This is a genomic window from Streptomyces sp. NBC_01210, from assembly GCF_036010325.1.
Taxonomy (GTDB): domain Bacteria; phylum Actinomycetota; class Actinomycetes; order Streptomycetales; family Streptomycetaceae; genus Streptomyces.
The window spans coordinates 706,671-718,544 of the sequence record NZ_CP108549.1 but is presented as its reverse complement, the minus strand read 5'-3'; the positions used below and the strand labels follow the sequence as shown (position 1 = coordinate 718,544).

Genomic DNA, 11,874 nt, shown 5'->3' with positions numbered 1-11,874 from the left:
AGCCGGTGCCTTCCACTGCGCCGTCTGCTCGTCGGTCAGGACATCCAGCGCACCGGCCTGGACGCCGTCCAGCCCTGCCCGGGGCGATGACGGCCGGGTCCCACAGGGCGGCCGTCGCTGCTCCACACTCGGCGGCGGCCGCCACCGATCGCCTTGTTCCGGGCGGATGTTGAGACGGGACGGCACTGCCGCACGGCACTACAGTGAAACGGTGACCCCCTTGTCGGAAGACCCCTCGCCGCTGATCGGCGAAGACGACCGTGACACGGCCGTGCAGCGCCTGCAGGAGGCGTACGCCGAAGGGCACATCTCGCACGAGGAGATGGACGAATGCCTCCACCAGGTGCTCACCGCCAAGACGCACAGCGAGCTCGTGTCGGCTCTGGCCTCGCTCCCGGAGGAGAATGCGGGCGCCACGTCCACGATTGCCGCCCAGAGCGGACGGATCCAGCGGCGCGGCGCATGGCGGGTACCTCGGATCCTCAAGGTCGAGTCCGCCTTCGGAAGGGTGCACCTGGACCTGTCCCGGGCGGTCATTGAGCATCCGGTAGTCGACATCGAGTTGCAACTGGGCACCGGCAGGGCCAAGATCACGGTGCCTCGCGACGCGATCGTCGACGCCGAGGGTCTGCGCACGGTGTGGAAGGACCCGCACTACAAGACCCGGAGGCGCCCCCGCCCCGGCGGGCCGAGGATCCGGATCTCCGGGGCCATGGGGTTCGGACGGTTGAAGATACGCCACGCGCGGCGTTGAGGCCCTATCCGGTACCGGGCGACCAGTTGCGGGGGACCAGGAAGATGCGGTCTCCAGAGACGTGGAACAGGCGCAGCCCGGCGTATTCGTACGCGTACTTGCTTCGCTGGTCGGTGATCCGGCGGATGCAGCTGCCGATGACCGTGTCGTACTCGATGACGGTGTTCTGGCAGCACTTCCAGTGCTGCCACTTCTTCGTACCGCCCTCGTTGGGGAAGCCGATCGACTGCCCGCGGGTCCGGTCGCACGACATCCGGCTCACAGCGGTCGCCGTCTCAGCCTGAGTCACTTCCCCCAGACCGCGACGACCACCGCCGGCTGAAGCCCGCACCTGGCGGACGTCCCGCGACTCATGCCCGCGAACTGTCCAGCCGGTACGCACCGCCCCGGCGGCAGCGGATGCCGCCGGGGAGGCCAAGCTGCTGCCAATCTTCTGACGCCCCGTCACTGACAGCTCGACGGTCTGGCGGACACGCGCCGGATCTTCTCCGTCCGCGGTTCAGCCCAGCGCCAGCTGTTTGACAACCATCATGGGGAATCAGTCACAGCGGCCTGCCATTCCCCGACAGGACACCGGATCGGACAGTCCGCCGGGATCAGACCACCGGGACCGGGAAGGTCGGGTACTCCACCCCGGATACGTGCTGGACGACGCGGATGACCTGGCAGGAGTAGCCGAACTCGTTGTCGTACCACAGGTAGAGGATCGCGTCGTCGCCCTCGACCTTGGTTGCGCCGGCGTCGATGATCGAGGCGTGGCGCGAGCCGATGAAGTCGCTCGAGACCGCGTCAGGGGCGCTGATGAAGTCGATCTGGCGCTTGAGCGGCGAGGTCAGCGACACGTTGCGGAGGTGGTCGAGGACCTCCTCGCGGGTGGTCTCGCGCGCGAGCCGCAGGTTGAGGATCGCGATCGAGACGTTCGGCACCGGGACACGGATCGAGCTGCCGGTGATCCTTGCCTTGAGGTCGGGCAGCGCCTTGGCGACGGCGGAGGCGGCACCCGTCTCGGTGATGACCATGTTGAGCGGCGCCGAGCGGCCGCGGCGGTCGGCCGCGTGGTAGTTGTCCAGCAGGTTCTGGTCGTTGGTGAACGAGTGGACGGTCTCCACGTGGCCGCGCAGGACGCCGTACTCGTCCGCCATCGCCTTCAGCGGCGGGACGATGGCGTTGGTGGTGCAGGACGCGCAGGACAGGATCTGCTCGTCCGGCTTGATCATGTCGTGGTTGACGCCGTGCACGATGTTGGGGACGTCGCCCTTCCCCGGCGCGGTCAGGACGACCTTCTCGACGCCGGGGCGGAGGTGCTTCGACAGGCCCTCGCGGTCGCGCCACTTGCCGGTGTTGTCGATGAGGATGGCGTCCTTGATGCCGTACGCCGTGTAGTCGACCTCCGACGGGTCGTTGGCGTAGATCACCTTGATCTCGTTGCCGTTGGCGATGATCGTGCTGTTCGCCTCGTCGACGGTGATCGTGCCCTGGAACTGACCGTGGATGGAGTCGCGGCGCAGCAGCGAGGCGCGCTTGACGATGTCCTGGTCGCCGCCCTGGCGGACGACGATGGCACGCAGTCGCAGTCCGTTGCCGGAGCCGGCCTTCTCGATGAGCAGGCGGGCGACGAGACGACCGATGCGGCCGAATCCGTAGAGGACGACGTCGCGCGGCTCGCGGCGCTCGATCTTGTTGGTACCCGTGGCTCCGGCGACGGCCCCGGCGGTGAACTCCTCCACCGAGAGACCGCGGTCGTCGGCCTTGTACGTCGCGGCGAGCATGCCGATGTCGATCTGGGAAGGGCCGAGATCGAGCGTGGTGAGGGCCTGCAGGAAGGGCAGCGTCTCGGTGACCGAGAGTTCCCCACCGGCGATCTGCCGGGCGAATCGGTGGGTCTTGAGGATGCTGACCACCGACTTGTTCACCAAGGAGCGGCTGTGAAGCAGGACTGTGACGTCCCGCTCCCTGTGCAGCTTCCCGATGATGGGGATCATCGACTCCGCGATCTCCTCGCGGTTTTTCCAGTTGGTGAACGAGTCGTCATTGACAGTCACAGGTTTATCTTTCGAGCTAGGCGGTGCTCATATGCTAACCCCCCGCCACTTTGATCATTCAATCGGCTCCACCTGAGCGGGATGCCGCGATCGGGCCCCATGGCCACACCGGGACCCGCTCGACGGGGGCGCGGAGAGATGGCGCGGACCGGCCGGTGCCCGGCGATGACGGCCCTGTCAGCCAAGGGCGCGGTCGAGGTTGAAAGCGGCGCTGATCAGTGAGAGGTGGGTGAACGCCTGGGGGAAGTTGCCGAGTTGTTCGCCGGTCAGTCCGATTTCCTCGGCGTACAGGCCGACGTGGTTGGCGTAGGTGAGCATCTTCTCGAAAGCCAGCCGGGCCTCCTCCAGCCGTCCGGCGCGGGCGAGCGCCTCGACGTACCAGAAGGAGCAGATCGAGAATGTGCCCTCGGCCCCCCGGAGGCCGTCCGGGCTGGCTTCCGGGTCGTAGCGGTAGACCAGCGAGTCGGACACCAGGTCCGCGGTGAGCGCGTCCAGGGTCGCGAGCCATTTGGGGTCGGTGGGTGCGATGAATTTGGCCATCGGCATCATCAGCACAGAGGCATCGAGTACGTGGTCGTCGAGGTGCTGCACGAACGCCCCTCGTTCGGGGGACCAGCCGCGTTGCATGATCTGCCGGTAGATCGCATCACGGCTCTGCCGCCACCGGCGGTGGTCCGCGGGCAGGCCGCGGCGGTTCGCCATCCGGATGGCTCGTTCTATTGCCACCCAGGACATCAGCCGCGAATACAGATAGTTCCTGCGTCCCCCGCGCGTTTCCCACACGCCGTCGTCGGGTTGGTCCCAGTGTTCGCAGAGCCAGTCCACCAGAACACCGAGCTCCTCCCACCGATCGCTGCTGATGGGTTGTCCCCACTTGTCGTACAGATACACGGAGTCGATGAGTGCTCCGTAGATGTCCAGCTGGAGCTGGCCGGTGGCGGCATTTCCCACCCGCACCGGGGCGGACCCCAGGTAGCCCTCGAGGTGGGGCAGCTCACGCTCGGGCAGCTCGCCGCGCCCGTCGATTCCGTACATGATCTGCAGCGGCCCCGTGGGACCGCTGCCACGCATGATGCCCCGCTCGGACAGGAAGCCCATGAACGCCTCGGCCTCTCCGGTGAAGCCCAACCTGAGCATGGCGTAGACACAGAAGGCGGCGTCACGGACCCATACGAACCGGTAGTCCCAATTGCGCTCGCCGCCGATCAGCTCGGGCAGGCTGGTCGTCGGGGCAGCCACGATCGCACCCGTCGGCGCGTAGGTGAGCAGCTTCAGCACGAGCGCGGAGCGGTGCACCATCTCCCGCCAGCGTCCGTGGTAGCGCGAGCCGGCCAGCCAGTTGCGCCAGAACCTGACCGTTGTCTCGAACTGGTCCTCCGCCTCGGCCTGGGGACAGGCTCGCGGGATGACGTCGTCACTGATCTGGTCGAGGGCGAACACCGCGGACTCGCCTTCGAGGAGCTTGAAGTGCGACCACACGTCCAGGCCGTCGCACTCCAGCGGCGTGGTGGCGGTCAGCGCCAACGACAGGTTCTCGGACCGGAAAAGTGCGTCGTTGCCCTGCAGTCGCGCGGAATGCGGTTCGGCCCCGTAGCCGAAGCGGGGAGCCACCCGCGCTGTGAACGGGAGCGTTCCCCGAACGCAGATCACCCGCCGGATCAGCCGGTGCCGGGCCGCCGCGCCGGAGTCGTCGGTGACCGGCATGAAGTCCTGGATCTCAGCCACCCCGTCGGAGGCGAAGAACCGCGTGATAAGAACGTTTGTGTCGGGAAAGTAGAACTGCCGGGTTCTCGTCGGCACCTCGGCGGCCAGCTCGAACGATCCGCCCCGGTTCGCGTCCAGAATGGAGGCGAACACGCTCGGTGAGTCAAAGCGCGGGCAGCAATACCAATCGATGGTGCCGTTGGTGCCTACGAGCGCCGCACTGTGAAGATCGCCGATAAGGCCGTGCTCGGCGATCGGCAGGTAGGGCGAGAGGCCCACTTGTCCGAATCCGGCATCCGCCATATCGGCCTCCCTACGACCGCAGGGGCGCATAGTGCCTACACGTGATGGTAGATCTCCACGGCTGCGGATGCCATCGCAGCCCGGTAGCGCTCCACCATGACATACCAAGTCTGACCTGGCATGACGCCGGTCAGGACCGGGCCTGCAGCAGGGATCGCCCCAAACCGTGGCCCGCAAGATCGCGGAGACGCTCAAAGACCTCAACGCGACCCGTTTCGATCTGAAGTACGGGATGAACGGAATGTCTCACCACGCGCTCATGACCAACATCGAGCTGTTCGGCACCAAGGTGGCACCGCCGGTACGCGGGATGATGGACTCCTGGCGCCCCGGCGTCAGGTCCTCGCGGTTGCACAGCAGGCGTCGTCTGCACGTCAGCACTCCGGGCAGATGACATGTATCTCAAGGAGTCGCACATGAGCGAAGCCGACGACCTGAGCGAAGCCGACCCGGGGCTCTTCGGACCCCATTCCGTCACCTGGCAGATGCACGGTGACCCGATGATGTGGGTCGCCGGGGTGCGCGCCCTGTACCTCCAGGCGCTGCACCCCCGTGCCGTACGCGGAGTCATGCAGAATTCCGACTTCCGCAAGGACGCCTGGGGCAGGCTGATGCGTACGGCCAACTTCGTCGGCACCATCACCTACGGCACCGCCGCGGCCGCCGAGCGGGCGGGCGCCCGGGTCCGCCGCATCCACACCCGCATCAAGGCGACCGATCCCGCGACGGGCGAGCGCTACGGCGTCGACGAGCCGGAGCTGCTGCTGTGGGTGCACTGCGCCGAGGTCGGCTCCTACATCGATGTCGCACGCCGCTCCGGTCTCCCGATCAGCGACGCACAGGCCGACCGTTACCTTGCCGAACAACGTGAAGGCGCCCGCCTGGTCGGCCTCGACCCGGCCGGCGTGCCCGCCTCCACCGCTCAGCTCGCGAAGTACTTCGACGTGGTCCGCCCCGAGCTCGCCGCCGGCCCCGAGGCGCACGACGTGGACGACTTTCTCCAGCGGCCACCCATCCACGCCCTGCTCGTCCCGGCGCGCGAACTGCTGTGGCGGCGTGTGGCCGCACTCGCGTACAACGCGTTGCCCCCTTACGCCCATCAGCTCTACGGCAGACCAGCCCCCGCCGCTGAGCGCGTCACGCATCAGCTCAGCGCCACCGGCAACCTGCTGCGCTGCATTCCCTCCCGTCTCCGCTGGCAACTGCCGCCAGGTCACATCTTGAAAGCGATGGCGCGACTCGGCCCCGGCGCGCGCCCGGCCCCGTACAAACTCCGCAGACAGGAGGCCATACTGGACGGGCCGGGGAGGGCGCAGCGAAGCGACGGGGGCGATAGCACGCGATGGCGGAATCCAGGCTGATCCAAGGCCGGTACCGGCTGCTCGATGTCATCGGGCGCGGTGGCATGGGCGAGGTGTGGCGGGCCCGCGACGAATCGCTCGGGCGGCGTGTCGCGGTCAAATGCCTCAAGCCGATGGGACCCCAGCACGACCAGTCCTTCACCCGGGTCCTGCGGGAGCGCTTCCGCCGCGAGGCGCGGGTTGCCGCCGCGCTCCAGCACCGCGGGGTGACCGTGGTCCATGACTTCGGCGAGTACGAGGGGGTGCTGTACCTGGTCATGGAGCTGCTGGAGGGGAGCAACCTCAGCCAGCTGCTCGAGGAGAACAAACAGCATCCGCTGCCGGTGCCCGACGTCGTCGACATCGCCGAGCAGGTCGCCGACGCCCTCGCCTACACCCATGAACAGGGCATCGTCCACCGCGACCTGAAGCCCGCCAACATCATGCGGCTCACCGACGGCACGGTGAAGATCTGCGACTTCGGCATCGCCCGCCTCGGCGCGGACATCGGCTTCACCTCCCGGCTCACCGGCACCGGCATCGCCATGGGAACCCCGCATTACATGTCGCCCGAGCAGATCAGCGGCGACCATGTCGACCACCGCAGCGACCTCTACTCGCTGGGCTGTGTGCTGTACGAGATCGCCACCGGTGTCCCGCCCTTCGACCACGACGACGCCTGGGCGGTGCTCGTCGGGCACCGCGACACGCCACCGGAACCGCTCCGCACCCACCGGGCCGAGATCCCGGAGTTCTTCCAGCAAATCGTCCTCGACCTGCTCGCCAAGACACCCGAAGAGCGGCCCACCGACGCCAAGGACGTCCGCCGCCGGTTCGGCGCCTCCCCGCACCGGGGCCGGCCGCACCAGGGCCACGCGCACACCGAGGAGCCCTTGCAACGCCCCGAGCAGCCGCCATCCCGCGAGCCGCGGCTCCCGTCCTGGACCCGCGGTATGACCACCGGCCACAAGGCGAGCGGCACCGCGACCGTGCGGCCCGATCTGCCCGACCACACCGCCGGCCTGACCGGTGAGTGGACCACGTACACCGATCAGCGCGGCGGCACCGCGCTGCCGGTCCAGGCCCGGCCCGAGCGGCCCACCCCGCCGCCAGAGCTGCTCGCCGTCCTGGCCAGCCGGCACAACGCGGGCCTCAGCCTCGGCCGGCTGAGCCGCTGGGAGGAGGCCGGCGAGGTGCACCGATCGGTCGCCGTCGAGCGCGAGCACCTGCTGGGCCCCGACCACCCGGACACCCTCGCGAGCCGGTACGAGGTCGGTTTCACGCTGAGCAGGACCGGTCGTGCCGCGGACGCGCTGCGGGAGTTCGGCCGGGTCGCGGACGGACGCGAGCGGACCATGGGCGCCGACCATCCCGAGACCCTCGCCGCCCGACAGGAGATGGCGTACGTCCTCGGTCAGCTCGGGCGGCACTTCGAGGCCCATCAGGTCTACGCGGCGGTCCTCGACTCCCGCGAGCGCACCATCGGCCACGAGCATCCCGACACGCTGCGCTGCAGGCACAACCTCGCCTTCAACCTCAGCAGGCTGGGACGGCTGGAGGACTCGTACCGGATGGCGTACGACGTCGCCGCCGCCCGCGGCCGCGTGCTCGGCGCGGGCCACCCCGACACCCTGGTAACGAGATATGAAGTCGCCTATGCGCTCGGCCAGTTGGGCCGCTGGACGGAGGCCCTGCAGACCTACCGCGAGGTGGCCGTCGCGCGCGCCCAGGCGCTGGGAGCCGATCACCCCGACACTCTCGCCGCCCGCTACGAGGTCGGCATCAGCCTCGGACGGCTCGGCCGCAGCGCGGAGGCCCTGGAGCTCTACCGTGACCTCGTCGACGACCGCACCCGCGTGCACGGTCCCGCCGATCCCGAGACCCTGCGCGCCCGCCACGGTCTGGGGGTGAACCTCGGCCGGCTCGCCCGCTGGGAAGAGGCCCTCACCGAGTCGCGCGACGTGTGCGCGCAGCGGGAACGGATCCTGGGCACCGACCACCCCGACACCCTCATCAGCCGCCGCGAAGTCGCCGTGGGGCTCGGCTGGCTGGGACGCTGGGCGGACGCCCTCGCTGTCTACGGGCAGGTGGCCGAGGCCCGGGAGCGGGTGCTGGGAATGGACCATCCCGACGCGCTGGCCAGCCGCAACGACGAAGCCCACTGCCTGGAGCAGCTCGGTCGCCACGCCGAGGCGGTCGACCTGTACCGGCGGGTGGCGGCCCTGCGACAGCAGCGCGGCGCGCAGGGGGTCTGACCGCTGCGGGCGATCAGACGTTAGGGTCCGGCCATGCCCGCACACACCTCGTACGACGCAGTGATCGTCGGAGGCGGCCACAACGGCCTGGTCGCCGCCGCCTACCTCGCCCGTGCCGGACGCTCCGTCCTCATCCTGGAGCGCCGCGGAAACACCGGCGGAGCGGCCGTCTCCACCCGGCCCTTCGCCGGGGTCGACGCCCGGCTCTCCCGCTACTCCTACCTGGTCTCGCTGCTGCCGGACAAGATCGTGCGTGAGCTGGGTCTGAACTTCGCCGTACGCAAACGCACCGTCTCCTCCTACACGCCGAAGGGCGGCGGCGGCCTCCTCGTGGGCGGGGACCGTACGCGGGAGTCGTTCGCCGCACTCACCGGCGGCGACAGCGAGTACGCGGCCTGGCAGGAGTTCTACGGGATGACCGGCAAAGTCGCCGAACGGGTCTTCCCGACCCTCACCGAGCCGCTGCCCACGCGTGAGGCACTGCGCGCGCGCATCGACGACGAGACTGCCTGGCGGACTCTCTTCGAGGAGCCCATCGGCGTCGCGATCGAGAAGCGGTTCGCCGACGATCTCGTCCGGGGTGTGGTGCTGACCGACGCCCTGATCGGCACCTTCGCCGACGCCCATGACCCCTCGCTGCTCCAGAACCGCTGCTTCCTCTACCACGTGATCGGCGGCGGGACGGGGGACTGGGACGTGCCGGTGGGCGGCATGGGCGCGCTGACCGACGCGCTGGCGGGCGCGGCCACGGCGGCCGGCGCGGAGATCGCCACCCTGCACGAGGTGTCCCGTATCGAGACCGACGGCGAACGGGCCGAGATCACCTTCCGCTCCAAGGACGCCGAGGGCACCGTCGCGGCCCGGCAGGTCCTGGTGAACGCCTCGCCGCAGGAGCTTGCCTCGCTGCTCGGCGATGAGCCGCCCGCCGCCGCCGAGGGTGCCCAGCTCAAGGTCAATATGCTGCTGCGCCGGCTGCCGCGGCTGCGGGACCGCTCCGTCGACCCGCGCGAGGCGTTCTCCGGGACCTTCCATGTCTCCGAGGGCTACGGCCAGTTGGCGACCGCGTACCGGGAGGCCGCGGACGGCCGGCTGCCGGGCGCGCCGCCGTCCGAGATCTACTGCCACTCACTGACCGACCCGTCGATCCTCGGCCCCGAGCTCGCGGCCGAGGGCTACCAGACCCTGACCCTCTTCGGGCTGCACACCCCCGCCAGGCTCTTCGCGGCGGACAACGACGGGACGCGTGACCAGCTGCTGACGGCCACCCTCGCCGAGCTCGACGCCTATCTGGAGGAGCCGATCGCCGACTGCCTCGCGCTCGACGAGAACGGCGAGCCCTGTATCGAGGCGAAGACCCCGCTCGACCTCGAACGGGAACTGCGGCTGCCCGGCGGTCACATCTTCCACCGCGACCTCGCCTTCCCGTACGCCACCGAGTCCACCGGGCGCTGGGGGGTCGAGACGGCGCACGCCAATGTGCTGCTGTGCGGGGCGGGCGCCGTCCGCGGCGGCGGGGTCAGCGGTGTGCCGGGACACAACGCCGCGATGGCGGCACTGGGCCGGTGACATCCAGCTGATAGCTCGTCAGTCCCGGGACGTCGTCCAGCCGTTCGCCTCGATCAGGGCGGCGTCCGCGGGTCTGCCCTCGTCGAATACCGGGCGTCCGCGGTCCTCGACGCGGATCGAGTCCACATAGACGCCGCGGCCGACATGGAGCTGGTCGGTCGCATACCGCCAGCGCAGCCGGACCTTGGAACCGCGCCAGGCCGACAGGTCCGCGGTCAGCCAGTGCCAGACACGACCGGACCAGCCGGATACCGAGCCCGTCGGGTGCGGCTGCGGCTCGGCCCCCTTGTGTACGGTCGTGAACGGCACCGGCCGCCACGTCGCTCCTTGGTCCGCCGACGCCTCCAGGAACAGCACGTCCGAGCCCGGCTCGGTGTCCCACCACAGCGAACACCGAAGCCGCGCCCGCTCGGACGCGAGGGCGAGCGGGGGCAGGGTCAGCGTGGCGGCGGTGGAGCCCGCCATGCCGGAGAACCAGGCGGTGCGTCCGTGCTCCGGGCGGACGGCGACCGCACGGGCCATGTTGTTGGCGGCGGCGACCCGCGGGGCGCTGCCGGAGCGCCAACCACGCACCGGGTGCACGGAGTTGCCCAGCACGATCAGGAACGAGTCGGTGCTCGGATCGAGGACCAGACTGGTGCCCGTGAAGCCGGTGTGGCCCGCGGTGCGTGGCGTGGCCATCGCTCCCATGTACCAGTGCTGGTAGAGCTCGAAGCCGAGGCCGTGCTCGTCGCCGGGGAAGGCGGTGTTGAAGTCGGTGAACATCAGCTCCACCGACGACGGGCGCAGAATGCGGGAGCGTCCGTAGACACCGCCGTTGAGGAGGGTGCGGGCGAGGATCGCGAGGTCCCAGGCGCAGGAGAAGACTCCGGCGTGGCCCGCAACGCCGCCGAAGCTGTATGCGTTCTCGTCGTGCACCTCGCCCCAGACCAGACCGCGGTCGAGCCCCGACCAGGGCAGCCGGGCGTCCTCGGTGGCGGCGATCCTCGGCTTCCATGAGGCGGGCGGGTTGTAGCGCGTGCGCTGCATCCCGAGTGGAGCGGTGATCTCCTTTCGGAGCAGTACATCCAGAGTGTGACCGGTGATCCCCTCGAGGATCAGCTGCAGCGAGATCAGATTGAGGTCGGAGTAGAGGTACTTGGTGCCGGGCTGACTGGCCGGCGCCTCGTTCCACAGCAGCCGGAGTCTCCCTTCCCGGGTCGGCTCCTTGTACAGCGGAATCCAGGCGCGGAATCCGGATGTGTGTGTCAACAGCTGGCGCACGGTGATGTCCTGCTTGCCCGCGCCCGCGAAATCCGGGAGGTAGGAGGCGACTTTGGCCTCAAGGCCGAGCGTGCCCCGCTCGATCTGTTGAACGGTGAGGATTGAGGTGAACAGCTTCGAGACGGACGCCAGATCGAAGACGGTGTCCTCGGCCATCGAGATCTGCCGGTCCGCCGGGAACTCCACGGCCGTGTCGGTCTTCTCGTCGTAAGCCGAGTAGCGCACCGCCTTGCCGATCGGCTCGTGCAACGCCACCGTGCCGCCGCGCCCCGCGAGCAGTACGGCACCCGCGTACCAGGGGTACTTGGGGGAGGGGCCGAGGAACTTCTTCGCGTCGGTGACTAGTTGGTCCAGTCGGCCGGGGAGCAGCCCGGCCCGCTCGGCGGAACCGCGCCGCAGCGTCGGCCGCGCCGAACCGTGACCGGAGCGCGAGCCGCCACCGTGACCGGAGCGCGAGCCGCCACCGGGGCCGGAGCCCGAGCCGCCACCCGGGCCCGACGCCCCCGCCGCCTCAGCGAAGGGAATCGGCGCCAGCGCGAGCGCCCCGCCCAGCGCCAGAGCCCCGCTGCCCAGCCTCCGCCGGCTGATCCCTCTGCCCGCTGCGTCCTCTGTCATACGGAACCCTCTCCTGAAAGTATCTTTCGGGA

The 11,874-nt window shown here is 69.4% G+C and carries 9 protein-coding genes; 5 read left to right on the top strand and 4 right to left on the bottom strand.

Going from position 1 to position 11,874, the window contains the following annotated elements; all coding sequences use genetic code 11:
- Window positions 1-211: 211 nt before the first annotated feature.
- Window positions 212-754, top strand: a complete 543-nt coding sequence (locus OG735_RS03205; RefSeq protein WP_327321591.1) for a DUF1707 SHOCT-like domain-containing protein — start codon at window positions 212-214, stop codon at window positions 752-754.
- Window positions 755-758: 4 nt separating this feature from the next.
- Here the strand turns inward: OG735_RS03205 and OG735_RS03200 are convergent, their stop codons facing one another.
- The 3 genes from OG735_RS03200 to OG735_RS03190 all read right to left on the bottom strand — a co-directional run bounded on the left by OG735_RS03200 (window position 759) and on the right by OG735_RS03190 (window position 4,803).
- Window positions 759-1,043 (bottom strand): hypothetical protein, encoded by a 285-nt coding sequence (locus OG735_RS03200; protein ID WP_327321590.1) that lies wholly within the window; start codon window positions 1,041-1,043, stop codon window positions 759-761.
- Window positions 1,044-1,350: 307 nt separating this feature from the next.
- Complete coding sequence (locus OG735_RS03195) at window positions 1,351-2,796, bottom strand: glyceraldehyde-3-phosphate dehydrogenase (protein ID WP_327321589.1); 1,446 nt, start codon at window positions 2,794-2,796, stop codon at window positions 1,351-1,353.
- Between the two features lie 177 nt (window positions 2,797-2,973).
- Window positions 2,974-4,803: a glycoside hydrolase family 15 protein gene (locus OG735_RS03190; RefSeq protein ID WP_327321588.1), complete on the bottom strand. Its 1,830-nt coding sequence runs from the start codon at window positions 4,801-4,803 to the stop codon at window positions 2,974-2,976.
- A gap of 166 nt (window positions 4,804-4,969) precedes the next feature.
- On the opposite strand from OG735_RS03190, the gene OG735_RS03185 reads away from it, so the two are divergent.
- From OG735_RS03185 to OG735_RS03170, 4 genes are read left to right on the top strand one after another with little or no spacing between them, the layout of a single operon-like run.
- Window positions 4,970-5,197 carry a hypothetical protein gene (locus tag OG735_RS03185; protein WP_327321587.1) on the top strand — a complete coding sequence of 76 codons (228 nt, stop codon included), beginning with the start codon at window positions 4,970-4,972 and terminating at the stop codon, window positions 5,195-5,197.
- A gap of 22 nt (window positions 5,198-5,219) precedes the next feature.
- Window positions 5,220-6,164, top strand: coding sequence for an oxygenase MpaB family protein (locus OG735_RS03180; RefSeq protein WP_327321586.1), 945 nt, complete (start codon window positions 5,220-5,222; stop codon window positions 6,162-6,164).
- Complete coding sequence (locus tag OG735_RS03175) at window positions 6,146-8,398, top strand: serine/threonine-protein kinase (RefSeq protein ID WP_327321585.1); 2,253 nt, start codon at window positions 6,146-6,148, stop codon at window positions 8,396-8,398. The genes OG735_RS03180 and OG735_RS03175 overlap by 19 nt, the downstream gene beginning before the upstream one ends.
- 33 nt (window positions 8,399-8,431) lie before the next feature.
- Complete coding sequence (locus OG735_RS03170; protein ID WP_327321584.1) at window positions 8,432-9,964, top strand: phytoene desaturase family protein; 1,533 nt, start codon at window positions 8,432-8,434, stop codon at window positions 9,962-9,964.
- 18 nt (window positions 9,965-9,982) lie between these two features.
- Here OG735_RS03170 and OG735_RS03165 read toward each other — a convergent pair whose 3' ends face one another.
- Window positions 9,983-11,842, bottom strand: coding sequence for a serine hydrolase (locus OG735_RS03165; protein WP_327321583.1), 1,860 nt, complete (start codon window positions 11,840-11,842; stop codon window positions 9,983-9,985).
- Window positions 11,843-11,874: the final 32 nt, after the last annotated feature.

What these genes read in the sequence shown, in the direction of transcription:
- OG735_RS03190 (WP_327321588.1), bottom strand. Translation starts at nt 4,803, where the DNA reads ATGGCGGATGCCGGATTCGGACAAGTGGGCCTCTCGCCCTACCTGCCG.
- OG735_RS03180 (WP_327321586.1), top strand. Translation starts at nt 5,220, where the DNA reads ATGAGCGAAGCCGACGACCTGAGCGAAGCCGACCCGGGGCTCTTCGGA.
- OG735_RS03175 (WP_327321585.1), top strand. Translation starts at nt 6,146, where the DNA reads ATGGCGGAATCCAGGCTGATCCAAGGCCGGTACCGGCTGCTCGATGTC.
- OG735_RS03170 (WP_327321584.1), top strand. Translation starts at nt 8,432, where the DNA reads ATGCCCGCACACACCTCGTACGACGCAGTGATCGTCGGAGGCGGCCAC.
- OG735_RS03165 (WP_327321583.1), bottom strand. Translation starts at nt 11,842, where the DNA reads ATGACAGAGGACGCAGCGGGCAGAGGGATCAGCCGGCGGAGGCTGGGC.